We start from the raw sequence: 14,276 nt of genomic DNA, 5'->3' as shown, positions 1-14,276 counted from the left end.
GCAAACGGACGTACTTTTCCCCGCGCGCCGCCGACGACTCTGTATATGCGAACGAAGGGGACGATACGGCTGGCGACGCGTGGCTCGGACCTCGCGCGCCGGCAGGCGGCGACGGTGGCGGAGGCCTTGGAGGACCGCCGGTACGAGGTCGAACTTGTGGAGGTCTCGACGGCGGGCGACCGCGTCCGCGACGAGCTCATCCAGGACCTCGGGAAGACCGGTGCGTTCGTCCGGTCGCTCGACGAGCAGGTGCTGTCGGGCGACGTGGACGCGGCCGTGCACTCGATGAAGGACATGCCGACGGACAGCCCGGACGACCTCGTCGTCGCGGGCATCCCGGAGCGCGCCGCGCCCGGGGACGTGCTCGTCACGCCCGACGGCGCGGGGTTCGACGAGCTCCCGGAGGGCGCGACGGTCGGGACGAGCTCGCTCCGCCGGAAAGCCCAGTTGCTCTCGAAGCGCCCGGACCTCGACGTCGTCCCGCTCCGCGGGAACGTCGACACGCGCGTCGAGAAGCTCCTCGCGACGCACCTCCAGGCCGAGCACGAGCGCCGGAGTGCCGTGGAGGCGGAGAAGCGCGGCGACGCCGGCGGCGACATCGACGGTATCGACGCCGAGGACGTCGACGTCGACCCCGAGGAGTACACGTACGAGCGCAGCGTCGAGGAGTGGTTCGACTCGCTGAGCGAGGTGCAGCGCCGCGCGATGGAACGCGACCCCGACCACGAGCTCGACGCCATCGTGCTCGCCGAGGCGGGCCTGGAGCGGATCGGGCTCGCGCATCACGTCGAGACCGAGCGCCTCCCCATCCGCGAGTTCGTCCCCGCTGCGGGCCAGGGCGCGCTCGCGGTAACCGCTCGCGACGACGACGTCGGCGAGGCCATCCACGGCGTCCTCGACCACGCCCGGACGCGCGTCGAGACGACCGCGGAACGGAGCGTGCTCGCGGGCCTGAACGGCGGCTGTATCGCGCCCATCGGCGTGTACGGCGTCGTGCAGGGCGCGCACGTCAGCGTCACCGCGGCGGTGTACGACGAGCGCGGCGAAGAGACCGTCGTCGAGACCCGCGACCTCCCCGTCGAATCGCACGCGACCGCGGCCCGCGAGTTCGCGGCGGACCTCCGCGAGCAGGGCGCGGCCGACCTCGTCGCGCAGGCTCGCGAGGACTGACCGATGCCCGAGGACGCTCCAGCAAGCGAGGACGTCGGGACGGTCTACCTCGTCGGTTCGGGACCGGGCGACCCGGGGTTGTTGACGGTGCGCGCTCGCGAGGTCATCGACGACGCGGACGTCGTGCTGCACGACAAGCTCCCGGGCCCGGAGATACTCGACTCCATCCCGGCGGGCAAGTGCGAGGACGTCGGGAAGCGCGCGGGCGGCGAGTGGACGCCCCAGGAGTACACCAACAGGCGGCTGGTCGAGCTCGCCGAGCAGGGGAAGACGGTCGTCCGGTTGAAGGGCGGCGACCCGTTCGTGTTCGGGCGCGGCGGCGAGGAGGCCGAGCACCTCGCCGCCAACGAGGTCCCGTTCGAGGTCGTGCCCGGGGTCACGTCGGCCATCGGCGGCGTCGGCGTCGCTGGCATCCCCGTGACGCACCGCGACCACGCGTCCAGCGTCTCGTTCGTCACGGGCCACGAGGACCCGACGAAGGACGAGTCCGCGGTCGATTGGGAGGCACTCGCCGCGACCGGTGGCACGCTCGTCGTCCTCATGGGCGTCGGGAAGCTCCCGGAGTACTCGCAGGCGCTGCTCGACGCCGGCATGGCCCCCGAGACGCCGCTCGCGCTCGTCGAGCGCGCGACGTGGCCGGACATGCGCGTCGCCACCGGCACGCTCGGCACGGCCGAAGCGACCCGTGACGACGCGGGCATCGAGCCGCCCGCGGTCACCGTCATCGGCGAGGTCGCGGCGAGCCACGATCGGCTCCGCGCGTTCCTCGCGAACGAGCGCGTCAGCACCGTCGACGCCGACGACGGCGACGTCGACACCGGCGACGCGGAGGGCGCGGAATGACGACGCGCGACACCACGGTCGCGGTCTTCCGGCCGGACGACGGCCGGCTCGCGGCCGCGGCGGAACTCGTCGAGTCCCTCGGCGCGACGCCGATAGCGGACCCGATGCTCGCGGTCGCCGCCACCGGTGCGGCGCCGCGCGAGGACGCCGATGTCGTGGTGTTCACGAGCAAGACCGGCGTCGACCTCGCCGCGGACGCGGGCTTCGACGCCGCGGAGGCAACCGTTGCCGCTATCGGTGACACGACCGCGGGCCGCCTCCGCGACCGCGGATACGCCGTCGACGTCGTCCCCGAGGCGTTCACGTCGACCGGGCTGGTCGCCGCGCTCGAACCGCTCGTGGACGGTCAGCGCGTCGAGGTCGCGCGCAGCGACCACGGCTCGCAGGTCCTCCTCGACGGCCTCGAAGCCGCTGGCGCGTTCGTCCACGAGACCATCCTCTACGAGCTCACGCGGCCGAACGGGAGCGGCGAGTCCGCCGCGCTCGCCGCCAGCGGCGACCTCGACGCGGCCTGCTTCACCTCCACCCTGACCGTCGAGCACTTCCTCGACGCCGCCGCCGAGCAGGGCGTCCGCGAGGACGCCATCGCCGGCCTGAACGACGCCGTCGTCGGCGTCATCGGCCCACCGACCAGAGAGACGGCCGAATCACACGGCATCACCGTCGACGTCGTCCCCGACGTCGCCGACTTCGACGCGCTCGCCACCGAGGTCGTCGAAGCCGCCGCGCCCACGTACCACGACTAGGTCGCCGTCGGGCTCTCCGCAGTTCCGCCTGACTCCTCGGTCGCTCGCGCGAACGCGTCGGCGTGGTCCGCGACGAACTCGCGGACGGTGATGGGGTCGCGGCCGAGGACGCGCTCGACGTCGTCGGTGACGCGCCCGGCGAGCCCGAGGCGTGCGGTCCCGTACACCACGAGCTGCACGACGACGAACGGGAGTGCGGTCCCGTGCCGGTACTCGGTCCGCGCGTACTCGAGGATGCCGGGGTTCGCGTACGCGATTTCGCGGTCGAGGACGTCCGTCATGACCGCGGCGACCTCGTGGTACGTGAGCGCCTCGGCGCCCGTGACGTCGATCGCGCGGTATCGGAGCGCGTCGTTCTGGAGGGCTTCGGCGGCGACCGCGCCGACGTCGCGTGCGTCGACGAAGCTCGTCTCGCCGTCGCCCGCGGGCAGGAAGATGCGGTCGCGCTCCACGAGGTCCTCGCGGTGCACCTCCAGAAGGTTCTGGAGGAAGAACGACGCGCGGAGGAACGTCCACGCCATCCCCGAGGCGGCGACGTGCTTCTCGATGCGACGATGCGGGAGGATCGGGTTCTTCTCCGCGCCGAGCACGGAGAGGACGACCGCGTGCTCGACGCCCATGCGGTCGGCCGCGTCGACGAACGGGAACACGTCGCGCTTCACGCGCCCAACCTCCGGCGGTCGCACGAGGAAGGTCGCGCGCGCACCGTCGAGCGCCGGATGGTACGTCTCCGGTTTCTCGAAGTCGAACGCGACGTACTCGACGTGCTCGCCGTCGCCCTCGTCCTCGAGCCACGCGGTCTCGAAGCGCTCGCGGGCGCGCTCCGGGTCGCGCGACGCCGCCCGCACCGGCACGCCCGCCGCCGCGAGCGCTCCGACGACCACGCGGCCGACGGTCCCGGTCGCGGCCGTCACGAGCACGGGCGCGTCCGCAGTCGACCGCCGCGTCCCGTCGACGCCCTCGTCGACGGCTCCCGTCATGCCGACCCCACCTTCGGCATCTCGCCGACGTACGCGTCGTCCTCGAGGAGGTCGAGGATGCAGCGCGCGACGTCCGCGCGAACGACGGACTCGAACCCGAGGGCGATGTCGCCGGCGCGGTACTCGCCGGTGCCGTCGCCGTCGACGAGCCGAGGCGCACGCAGGACCGTCCACTCGGTGTCACTCTCCCGCACGTGCTCGACGTGCTCGGCGGCGTCCGCGAGCACCTCCTTCGCGAGGAGCTTCAGGAGCGTCCCCATCGCCTTCCCGGTCAGCGACACGGACTCGCCGTCCTCGCGGACGCCCGCGCCGACGAGCGTCACGAACCGCTCGACGCCCGCGTCGCCCATCGCGTCGAGGACGTTGTCGCCAGCGACCGTCAGGAGGTCGTCCGGGCTCGCCTTCGTCTGTCCGAGCACGGACACCACCGCGTCCGCGCCCGCGACCGCCGCGGCGACGCCGTCGCCCGCGTAGGCGTCGCCCTGAACGACCGTCAGCGCGTCGTCCGCGAGGGCAGCGAGGTCGCTCGGGTCGCGAGCGAACGCCACCACGTCGTGGCCGCGCTCCATGGCCTGCTGGACCAGCGGGCGGCCGGTTCGTCCCGTCGCACCGAACACTGCGAGTTGCATACCGTCACTATCGGGTCGCGAGTGCTTGAACTTGCAACTTCGAAGTTTCGAAGTAACGGGCTCGATACGGCCGCTCAATCGTTGCTTCGAAACCACAAGCGTAAGCCGTCCCGGCGCGTACGTGACCGCATGACCGCAGACGACGAGAACGCAGGCGTCGACCTCGAGTCGCTCCTCGAGGACGTCGAGGTCCCGGACCTGAACGCGGGCCGAACGCGCGAGGAGGCCCAGGCGTTACGGGACGCCATCCCGCCCGCCGAGCGCGAGCGCGTCGAAGCGACCGTCGCCGACCTGCTCGACCTCCTCGGGAAGACGCACGCGATGGCCGTCCTGAGCGCGTTCGCGTTCGCCGACGGCCCCCTGCGGTTCTCGGACCTCGAACGCGAACTCGACGTCGCCCCGAACACGCTCTCCGCGCGCCTCAAGGAACTCACCGGCGCCGGCCTGCTCGACCGCGAGGCGTTCGACGAGATCCCGCCGCGCGTCGAGTACACGCCCACCGAGAAGGCCGAGGCGCTGTTCCCCGTGTTCGCGCACCTCCACCACTGGGGGATGCGGTACACCATCTGAGGCCCCGGCTCCGGGACACGCAGCCCCTCGATTCCGGGACACGCGGTCCCCCGACTCCGGAACGCGCAATCACTTCACGTTCTGTAGTAAGCCCAGTGCTTCGAAGTCACAAGCATATCACTACAGTCGCCGTAGTCTTTGCCGTGACCCAGCAACCCGCATCATCGACGGACGCGTCCACACGTGACGAGGACGCGACCGACACCTCCCAACCGACCGACGAACCGACCGCTTCCGGTCGCGCCGCCATCGACGCGACCGGCCTCGAACTGACGTACGCCGACGGCACGCAGGCCGTCAAGGGCGTCGACCTGCGCGTCCCCGAAGGCGAGTTCTTCGGGTTCCTCGGGCCGAACGGCGCCGGGAAGACGACGACGATCAAGGTCCTCGCGACGCTCCTCTCGCCGACCGCGGGCGACGTCACCGTCAACGGGTTCGACGTCGCCACCGACCCGCGTGCGGTCCGCGAATCGATCGGCTACATGGCTCAGGAGACGAGCGTCGACCCGGAACTCACCGCCGAGGAGAACATCCGGTTCGCGTGCGAGGCCTACGGCGTCCCGAAGGCCGACCGCGCCGACCGCATCGCGGACCTGCTGGACCTCGTCGACCTCGCGGACGTCGCGGACAAGCGCGCCGACGAGTTCTCCGGCGGCATGAAGAAGCGCCTGGACGCCGCGACCGCGCTCGTCCACCAGCCCCCGCTCGTGTTCCTCGACGAACCCACCACTGGACTCGACCCGAAGGCCCGGAATCGCCTCTGGGAGTACTTCGAGGACATCAACGACCGCGGCACCACCATCTTCCTCACCACGCAGTACTTAGAGGAGGCGGACGCGCTCTGCGACCGGCTCGCGGTCATCCTCGACGGCGAGATCGTCGCCGACGGCTCCCCGACCGACCTGAAACGTCGCGTCGGCGGCGAGGTGCTCGAGGTCTCGCTCGAGGACGGCGCCGACGCCAGCGAGCGCGCCGCCGCCATCGCGGACGACATGGCGGTGTTCGGGGACGCGGCCGTGGAGGCGACCGACGACGGCCTCACCGTCACGAGCGAGGCCGCGCGCGAGCACGGCACCGACCTCCTCGTCGCGCTCCGCGACGCCGACCTCGTCGTCACCGGGTTCAACGTCCGCGCGCCGACGCTCGACGACGTCTTCCTCGCCATCACCGGCGAACACCTCGACGCCGACGTCACCGACGACGGCGTCGCGACCGAGGGCGGGCGATGACTCGCGACGACGCCCGCGCGGACGGCGGGACCGCGAACGCGGACGCGACCGCGACGCGAGACCGCCCCGTCAGGCGCTCCAGCAACTCGTTCCTCGGCGACGTCTGGGTGAACTTCAAACGCTGGAACCTGAAGGCCGTCCGGAACCCGTTCGTCCTCGTCGTCTCGCTCGTCCAGCCCGTCATCTTCCTCGTGCTCTTCACGGAGGTCTTCGGGAACGTCGCCGGCGCCGCCGTCAGCCAGGGCCTCGGCGACGTCAGCTACGAGACGTACCTCGTCCCTGCCATCGCCATCCAGGTGTCGCTGGCCGCCGCCGTCACCTCGGGTATCGGGCTCGTGAACGACATCGAGGAGGGCATGTTCGAGAAGGTGCTCGTGTCGCCGATGAACCGGACCGCGGTGTTCGTCGGGAAGACCGCCGCGGAGGTGTTCCGTATCGCCGTCCAGGTCGCCATCATCCTCGGCCTCGGCGTCCTCCTGGGCGCCGAGATCGAACTCGGCGCCGTCGGCGCACTCGGCATCGTCGCCGTCGGCGTCCTCTTCTCGCTGTGGTTCGTCGCGCTCTCGAACTCGCTCGCCGTCATCACGAAGGACCAGGAGTCCACCATCATCGCCGCGAACCTGCTGCAGTTCCCGCTCCTCTTCCTCTCCTCGGCGTTCCTGCCGCTCGAATCGCTCCCCGAGTGGATCCAGACGTTCGCGCGCTTCAACCCCGTGACCTACGGCGTCGACGCTGCGCGCTCCATCATGCTCGACCGCGACGTCATGACCGTCATCGAGGTCACCACGTTCGACGGCGCACTCGACGGTATCGTCCCCGGCGTCGCCGTCCTCCTCGCGCTCGACCTCGCACTCGGCGCCGTCGCCGTCTACCTCATCTCGCGCGCATCCAGCTCGAACGTCCAATGACCGCGTCCCGACCCTCGTAGTCGAGTCAGCTTACGCCGCGGGCAGTTCGACGACGACGTCGGCGCCGCCCGCGCCGCTCTCCCCGATGCCGACGCGGCCGCCGTACGCGTCGACCATCGACGACACGAAGTACAGCCCGAACCCCGTCCCGGGCGAGGACCCCGCAGTCTCGCCGCGCTCGAGGACGCGCTCCGGGTCGTCGATACCGGGGCCGTCGTCGCCGACGACGACCGCGACCGCGTCCGCGTCGTCGCGCTCCTCGACGACAACCTCGATGGTCGTCGCGCCGTCGCCGCCGTGCTCGACCGCGTTCGACAGCACGTTCTTCAGGACGTCCCCGAGGAGGTCGTCGGCGAGCACGTACACGCCCTCGGGTGCGTCGACCGACACCGAGACGTCCGCGGCCATCGCCCGCACCCGCTCGGCCTCCGACTCGAGGGTCGCGACGAGGTCGACGACCTCGCGGGCCCGCCGGTCCTCGCTCGTCACCGTCGCGAGCACCGACCGCACCTTCCTCGTCAGGTCGATGATGTCGTCCGTCCGGTCGACGATGTCCGCCGCGGCCGCCGCCCGCTCGCCGTCGACCTCGCGCGACAACTCCGCCGCCCGCGACCGGATGAGCTGGAGGTCGTTCCCCATGTCGTGGCGCAGCATGCTGTTGAAGAACTCTATCTGTTCGGTCCTCCGTCGGAGCTCGCGCTCCTGCTTCTTGCGCTCTATCGGGTACCGGAGCGACCGCGAGAGCGTCCGCGAGTCGATCTCGTCCTTCACCAGGTAGTCCTGCGCGCCCGCCTGGATGGCGGCCACGGCACGCTCGTGGTCGTCCAGGCCCGTGAGCACGACCACCGGCGCGCCCGGTTCCGCGTCGAGCGCGCGCTCCAGCGTCTCCAGGCCCGTGCTCTCGGGGAGCCCCAGGTCGAGGAACACGCAATCGAACGACTCCGCGTCGAGCACCGACAGCGCCGCCGTCAGCGACCCGACGTGCGTCAGGTGCCTGGCGTCGAACTCGACGGTCTCTCCGTCGGCTGCACGCTCGACGGCGTCCCGGAGCGCGCGCCGCGAGTCCGCGTCGTACTCCCACCACGGCGTGTCCCAGAACGCCTCGCCGAGCACGTCCTCGGGCTCGGCGCCGATCATCCGAAGCGCCGTCTCGTTCGCCTCGAGGAGCGTTCCGTCGGGCTCCAGGACCCCGATGAAGCTCGACGGGGCGTTGAACAGCGCGTCCGCGCGCCGCTTTCGTTCCGCGAGCTCCGTCCGCCGACGGTCGCGCTCCAGCTCGGTGCCGACCCAGCCGGCGACGACGTCCACGAACATCCGTTCGGCCTGCGAGAACGGTCGCGTCCGCGTCGACGACCCGGCGAAGCAGACCGTCCCGTGAACCTCGCCGTCGACCACCACCTGCTTGCCGACGTAGCTCTCCAGCCCGAAGCGCTCGTAGGCGTCGGTGCCGGCCATCGCCTCGCTGGCGTCCAGTATCGTACACAGGCCGTCGGTCGCGTCCTCGCCGTAGGTCAACTGGCAGTACGTCTCCGCGAGCGGTGCGGTGGCTCCCGCCTGGAGCGCGTCGTGAACGCCGAGGGACTGCGTGACGGTCTGGACGCCGTCCTCGATGGCCGAGAGGTACGCGTACTCCATGTCCAGGAACCGACACCCCGTCTCCAGCATCGCCGCGACCTTCGACTCGGTGCTGCCGTCGCCCATCTGGTTCTCGTGGAGTTCGCGCAGAGCTGCCCTGCTCTCGTGGAACTCGTCCGTTCGCTCGCGCTGCTCGGTGACGTCCCTGAGGAACGACAGCAGCCGTTCCTCCTCGCGGAGCTGGGCGCGCGTGATGGAGACGTCCACCCAGCGTCGGCCGCCGTCGGCGCGTTCGACCCGCCACTGGAATCGCGTCTCGCCGGTCTCCAGGGCTTCGCGGACGGCGTCCCGCGCGTCAGCGGCGGAGAGCGTCGGGTCGGCGGCGTCGACGCCGTCGGCGCCCGCCCCGAGCGCTTCGAGCGACAGTCCGGCGAGCGCGTCGCTGTCGTATCCGAGCAGCCGTTCGGCGGCGTCGTTCGCGTCGACGACCCGCCCGTCGCTCAGGTCGTGGACGAGGATGGGGTCCCGCGAGACCTCGAAGAGGTCCCCTCGCCGTGGGTCCCGGTCGGACTCGCTCGCCGTCGGCCCTCGGTCGTGCTCGCTCATACGCCCCGGACGGACCCGCCAGTGAAATGACCTTGCGCCACGCTCACAGACGCTGGCGCCCCACCAACCCCCGACCAAAACGATTCTGTATCGCGACTATCGATTTATCAGGTGGTCTCGGGGTGGTTCCAGCCCCTCCACCCGAGATGCACGCAACCGCTCAAGAACGGAGCGCAGCGGCGCACAGACGCCCGAATCCGGAGCGAGAACGACCGAGGGACCTCAGATTCCGGTGCGAGAACGACCGAGGGGCCGCGGATTCTGAAGCGAAGACGTCGCGACGCCGCCCGAACGACCCGACAGCCGTCGCCCCCTGCCAGTCGCGACCACCACCCGTCCAGATTCCTCCCCTCTCTCGGAACGATGGTCGACGAACCCGCCCTCCAGGCTGCCCTCGCCCGACGCGTGATGCTCGGGCTCCCGGCCGGTTGGACGACCAGCCCCACCGGCAGCCTCGACGACGACAGCGTCGGACCGTCTACTACCCCGGGATCGACGACCCGACGGCCGCGGCCGTCCTCCTCGACGGCTCCGGCGGGCGCGAACTCGCGACACGCGCGCCTGCTCGCCGACCACCGACGTCGCCGCGAGTCCGGTACTTCGGCGACCCCGACCCACTCTCCAGCGCCCTCGTCGAAGCCCCCGTCGAGTCCGCTCGCCGAAGCCGCCGTCGACTACGTCGCGAACGCCCTCGACCGGCTCCGCAACGACGACCGCGTCGCCCACCAGTGCCAGCCCGACACCGCCCACGTCATCTCGCCGTCGCTCCGGCCGACGTCCGGGCTCTCCGACGGCTACTACGAGTACGGCGGGACGTCCGCGGGGAACGCTCGCGCTCAGCGCGAGTACTGGCCGGCGACGCTTGGACGTTCGACGACGCCCTCTCGAACTGACCGCAGTACGGCGATTCTCTGCCTTTCCTCGCACTTGATGACGGACGTGCGTCTGACGCCATCAATCACTGACGACGATACGAAACCGCTCGGGGAGCCCCAGCGCCGACCACGACGAGACGGGTTTCTTGTGCATCCCGGACGACCGCCTGGGTATGCCAGCCGCCCTCGACCGTGTCGCCGCCGAGTTCGAGGACCTCGAAGGGTGGGCCGCGGACTCCTCCCCGCTCTACGAGCGCCTCTGCCGTCTCGCCACCGGCGACGACCTCCTCCTCGACGTCGCCGCCGACCACACGCCCGGCCAGCCCGCACCCCAGCTCCTGCTCGCCGCCATCCAGGCGGAGCTGTTCGCGAGCGACGCGACCGACGACCCGAGCACGGTCGACGGCGTGCTCGCCGCGTACTACCCCTCCGTCGTCGACGACGCTCGCGACCCGGACCACGCGCTCGCGAGCACGGTCCGGGCGTTCGTCCGCGAGCACGAGCCTGCACTCCGCGAGCGCGTCTCGACCCGGCGCGTCCAGACGAACGCCGTCCGGCGCTGTAGCGCGCTCTATCCCGGGTACGCGACCGTCGCCGAGCGCGTCGACGATCCGCTCGCCGTCCTCGAGGTCGGGTCGAGCGCCGGCCTGAACCTGAACTGGGACCGCTACCGGTACGCGTACCGGACCACCGATGCCGAGCACGTCGCCGGGAGCACGGACGCGCCCGTCACCATCGAGACCCGCCTCCGGGGCGAGGTCGTCCCGCCACTCCCCGACGACCCGCCCGCGGTCGCGGGGCGCGTCGGCGTGGACGTGAACCCGCTCGACCCCACGAGCGCGGCGGACGCGCGCTGGTTGCGCGCGCTCGTCTGGCCCGAGCACGACGACCGCCGGCGCGTCCTCGACGGCGCGCTCGCCGTCGCCCGCGAGCACCCGCCCGACGTCCGCACCGGCGACGCCGTCACCGACCTCCACGCGGTCGCCGACCAGCTCCCCGCGGACGCGCCCCTCGTCGTCGCGCACAGCCTCGTCCTCTACCAGTTCGACGACGACGCCCGCGAAGCGTTCCACGACGCCGTCGCCGTCCTCGCGAGCGAGCGCGACGCCCCCACGTTCCACCTCGCCGGCGAACGCCCCGACCCGGACCGAGACCACGGCATCCAGCTCCGGCTCGCACGCGTGGACGGCGACACCACCACTGGCGGCGAGCACCTCGGGACGTTCGAACAGCACGGCGCGTGGGTCGCGTGGCGCGACGCCGGCGACGGCACCGAAGCGGCCGTCGGCTCGGAGACCATCTGACAGTCGGCGCGGACCCGGGAGTTTAACTCCGAAGCCGCGACTACATCCGGTGATGGCAGGTCCCGTCCCCGAACTCGACGCTCGCGCCACGGCCTGTGCCGACCGCATCCGGGACGCCGACCGCGTCCTCCTCGCGTCGCACATCGACGCCGACGGCCTCACGAGCGCCGCGGTCGCGTCCAGCGCGCTCGCGCGCGCCGACGTCCCCCACGAGGTCGTGTTCAAGAAGCAACTGGACGAGACCGAGATCGCGAGCATCGCCGCGCGCGAGTTCGACGTCGTGCTGTTCACGGACTTCGGGAGCGGCCAGCTCGACGTCATCGCCGAACACGAGGCACGCGGGGACTTCGTCCCGGTGATCGCGGACCACCACCAGCCCGCCGACGCCGACACCGAGTTCCACCTGAACCCGCTGCTGGAGGGCATCAACGGCGCGACCGAGCTCTCGGGTGCGGGCGCAGCGTACGTCCTCGCGCGCGCTCTCGAACCCGCGGGCGTGGACAACCGCGACCTGGCGGCGCTCGCGGTCGTCGGCGCGGTCGGCGACATGCAAGAGCAGTCCGGCGAACTCGTCGGCGCGAACGCGGGCATCGTCGAGGAGGGCGTGGCGGTCGGCGCGCTCGACACCGCGAAGGACCTCGCGGTGTACGGCAAGCAGACCAGGCCGCTCCCGAAACTCCTCGAGTACGCGAGCGACGTCTCGATCCCCGGCATCACGAACGACCCGGAGGGAGTCAGGAGATTCCTCGACGGCATCGACGTCGAGTGCTACGCGGACGGCGACTGGCGGACGTGGGTCGACCTCTCCATGCAGGAGCGTGCGGCGGTGGCGAGCGCGCTCATCCAGCACGCCATCCGCCGGGGCGTGCCCGCGAGCCGCATCGAGGAGCTCGTCGCGACCTCGTACACGTTCCCGAACGAACCGGAAGGGACCGAACTGCGGGACTCGAGCGAGTTCTCGACGCTCCTGAACGCGACCGCGCGCTACGAGCGCGCCGACGTCGGGCTCGCGGTCTGCCTGGGGAACCGCGACGACGCACTCGACCGCGCTCGCGAACTCCTCCGGAACCACCGACGGAACCTCAGCGAGGGCGTGACCTTCGTGGAGAACGAGGGCGTCACGTACGAGGAGCACGTGCAGTGGTTCGACGCGGACGACCGCATCCGCGAGACCATCGTCGGCATCGTCGCCGGGATGGCACTCGGCGCCGACGGCGTGGCGCGGGACCGCCCCATCCTCGCGTTCGCGAACGAGGACGACGAGCACGTGAAGGTGTCCTCGCGCGGCACGCACGCGCTCGTCCGCGACGGCCTCGACCTCTCGGCGGTCATGCAGGAGGCGTCGCGCGCGGTCGGCGGCGACGGTGGCGGCCACGACGTCGCCGCGGGCGCGACCATCCCGCGCGGCGAACGCGAGGCGTTCGTCGCCGAAGCCGACCGCATCGTCGGCGAGCAGCTCGGCTGACTGGGTCTCGCGGTTCCCGTGACCGAAGCAGCCGACGCGGTCGCTCCCGGGGACGTTGGTCGCGAAAGAGAGATGCGGGCGGTGGCAGGGTGACGTGGGATGACGCGTGGTGACGCGGCGACCGACGCCCGCGGGTCGGTCAGGTGGCTCGCCTGCTCAGTTCGACGGTTCGGGGAGCTTCGCGAGTTGCTCCTCCTGGCGGCGCTTGCCGAGCGCGAAGTAGTTGTTCGGCTTCACGAACGTGTCCTGGCCGAAGTCCGAGAGGACCATGCGGATGACGGCGGCTTCCTGCTTGCTGGTGCCCTGCCACGTGTAACAGTGGAGGTCACGCGAGAGCGGGTAGGCCTTCGAGTCGAGGCCGTTCTGGTCGTCCTGATAGCTGTAGGTGGTCCCCTCCCATTCGAGGGCGACGGGCGCGAGGCCGCTGGTGTCGATGAACGCGAGCGCGAGGTAGCTGATGGCGTTGTCGGCCTGTGCGATCGCCTGCGCGAGACGCTGGTTCTGCCCGAAGCGGTTCGCGACGCTCGTGTCCTCCTCGGGGTTCCCGAAGACGTTCGCGACGAAGCTGGTCCGGGTCCCGGAGCCCTTGACGCGGCCGAGCACCTGGATCTCCTTGTCCGGGCCACCGAGCTCGCTCCAGTTCGTGATCTCGCCCTTGTAGAGGCCCTTGAGTTCGTCGCCGGTGATCTTCTCGACGCCAGCGTCGGCGATCTCCTGGGAGACGACGAGGGGCTGGCCGTCGACGCCGACGACGTGGTCGACGAAGTCGTCGTAGGAGTCGCGGTCGGGGAGTTCGTCCTCGACGTTCCCCGAGGAGTTGCCGATGTCGTGCTGGCCGTTCATGACCTTCTCGACGCCCGTCCCGGAGTGAGAGAGGCCGACCGTGAACTGGAACGGCGGGTCGCCGTCCTCGCCCTGGAACCCGTAGAGGCCACCCCAGTAATCGGCGAGGTTCTTGTCCGTGTCGATGCCGTACTCGCCGTGGGGCCAGTACTCGGTGTCGCTGGCGGGCCGGTTCGCGTTCCAGTACGACGCCGCGGTGTTCATGATCGGGTACACCGTCGACGACCCACCGGACGTGAGCGTCGTGGGTCCGCTCGACGAGGAATCACTCCCGTCGTCGCTCCCGGACGTCGTCGACTCGCCGCCCGAGGAGTCGTCGTCCGCTTCGGTCTCGCCGCCCGAGTCCCCCATGCAGCCGGCGACCGCCGTGGCACCGGCAACGCCGGATGTCGCGATGAACTTCCGCCGCGATACGACGTCAGCAACCCGCTGTGACTTGTCGGCCATCACCAGCTACTCCCTCCAGATTCACTAAAGCGGTTTATAATAGGGGTACGGCTCCCTCATAGTCCACAATTCGAGTCATACGGGTT

The 14,276-nt window shown here is 71.0% G+C and carries 12 protein-coding genes; 8 read left to right on the top strand and 4 right to left on the bottom strand.

Annotated elements, in window-relative coordinates; genetic code table 11:
- Positions 1-45 precede the first annotated feature (45 nt).
- Genes hemC through LI336_RS15075 form a run of 3 tightly spaced genes read left to right on the top strand, consistent with a single transcriptional unit; the run spans position 46 to position 2,759 of the window.
- The gene (gene hemC, locus LI336_RS15085) at positions 46-1,170 is read left to right on the top strand and encodes a hydroxymethylbilane synthase (protein WP_227133979.1); all 1,125 of its coding nucleotides are present in this window, start codon (positions 46-48) and stop codon (positions 1,168-1,170) included.
- A 3-nt stretch (positions 1,171-1,173) separates the two neighbouring features.
- On the top strand, positions 1,174-2,013 hold the full coding sequence (gene cobA, locus LI336_RS15080; RefSeq protein ID WP_227133978.1) for a uroporphyrinogen-III C-methyltransferase: 840 nt from the start codon (positions 1,174-1,176) through the stop codon (positions 2,011-2,013).
- Positions 2,010-2,759: a uroporphyrinogen-III synthase gene (locus LI336_RS15075; RefSeq protein WP_227133977.1), complete on the top strand. Its 750-nt coding sequence runs from the start codon at positions 2,010-2,012 to the stop codon at positions 2,757-2,759. Before cobA ends, LI336_RS15075 begins: the two co-directional genes overlap by 4 nt.
- On the opposite strand, the gene LI336_RS15070 is transcribed toward LI336_RS15075, so the two are convergent.
- Both LI336_RS15070 and LI336_RS15065 read right to left on the bottom strand, forming a co-directional pair.
- A complete protein-coding gene (locus LI336_RS15070) occupies positions 2,756-3,739 on the bottom strand; it encodes an NmrA family NAD(P)-binding protein (protein ID WP_227133976.1) in 984 nt (327 codons plus the stop codon). The genes LI336_RS15075 and LI336_RS15070 overlap by 4 nt on opposite strands.
- The gene (locus LI336_RS15065) at positions 3,736-4,368 is read right to left on the bottom strand and encodes an NAD(P)-dependent oxidoreductase (RefSeq protein ID WP_227133975.1); all 633 of its coding nucleotides are present in this window, start codon (positions 4,366-4,368) and stop codon (positions 3,736-3,738) included. Before LI336_RS15065 ends, LI336_RS15070 begins: the two co-directional genes overlap by 4 nt.
- A 129-nt stretch (positions 4,369-4,497) precedes the next feature.
- On the opposite strand from LI336_RS15065, the gene LI336_RS15060 reads away from it, so the two are divergent.
- From LI336_RS15060 to LI336_RS15050, 3 genes are all read left to right on the top strand, one after another.
- Positions 4,498-4,938, top strand: a complete 441-nt coding sequence (locus tag LI336_RS15060) for a winged helix-turn-helix transcriptional regulator (RefSeq protein WP_227133974.1) — start codon at positions 4,498-4,500, stop codon at positions 4,936-4,938.
- A gap of 143 nt (positions 4,939-5,081) precedes the next feature.
- Positions 5,082-6,167, top strand: a complete 1,086-nt coding sequence (locus LI336_RS15055; protein ID WP_438267285.1) for an ABC transporter ATP-binding protein — start codon at positions 5,082-5,084, stop codon at positions 6,165-6,167.
- Complete coding sequence (locus tag LI336_RS15050; protein WP_227133973.1) at positions 6,164-7,075, top strand: ABC transporter permease; 912 nt, start codon at positions 6,164-6,166, stop codon at positions 7,073-7,075. Before LI336_RS15055 ends, LI336_RS15050 begins: the two co-directional genes overlap by 4 nt.
- A 30-nt stretch (positions 7,076-7,105) precedes the next feature.
- On the opposite strand, the gene LI336_RS15045 is transcribed toward LI336_RS15050, so the two are convergent.
- The gene (locus LI336_RS15045; protein WP_227133972.1) at positions 7,106-9,256 is read right to left on the bottom strand and encodes a PAS domain-containing protein; all 2,151 of its coding nucleotides are present in this window, start codon (positions 9,254-9,256) and stop codon (positions 7,106-7,108) included.
- A 1,048-nt stretch (positions 9,257-10,304) separates the two neighbouring features.
- Between LI336_RS15045 and LI336_RS15040 the strand changes: the two genes are divergently transcribed.
- Both LI336_RS15040 and recJ read left to right on the top strand, forming a co-directional pair.
- Entirely contained in the window at positions 10,305-11,435 is a 1,131-nt protein-coding gene (locus LI336_RS15040; RefSeq protein WP_227133971.1) for a DUF2332 domain-containing protein, read from the top strand.
- A gap of 52 nt (positions 11,436-11,487) precedes the next feature.
- Complete coding sequence (gene recJ / locus LI336_RS15035) at positions 11,488-12,900, top strand: RecJ family nuclease (RefSeq protein WP_227133970.1); 1,413 nt, start codon at positions 11,488-11,490, stop codon at positions 12,898-12,900.
- Between the two features lie 156 nt (positions 12,901-13,056).
- Here recJ and LI336_RS15030 read toward each other — a convergent pair whose 3' ends face one another.
- Positions 13,057-14,190, bottom strand: coding sequence for a PstS family phosphate ABC transporter substrate-binding protein (locus LI336_RS15030; protein ID WP_227133969.1), 1,134 nt, complete (start codon positions 14,188-14,190; stop codon positions 13,057-13,059).
- Positions 14,191-14,276: the final 86 nt, after the last annotated feature.

The sequence above is a fragment of the Halorubellus salinus genome (assembly GCF_020567525.1).
Taxonomy (GTDB): Archaea; Halobacteriota; Halobacteria; order Halobacteriales; family Natrialbaceae; genus Halorubellus; species Halorubellus salinus.
Note: the sequence above shows the minus strand (reverse complement) of the source record. Positions and strands in the feature narration are given on the sequence as shown.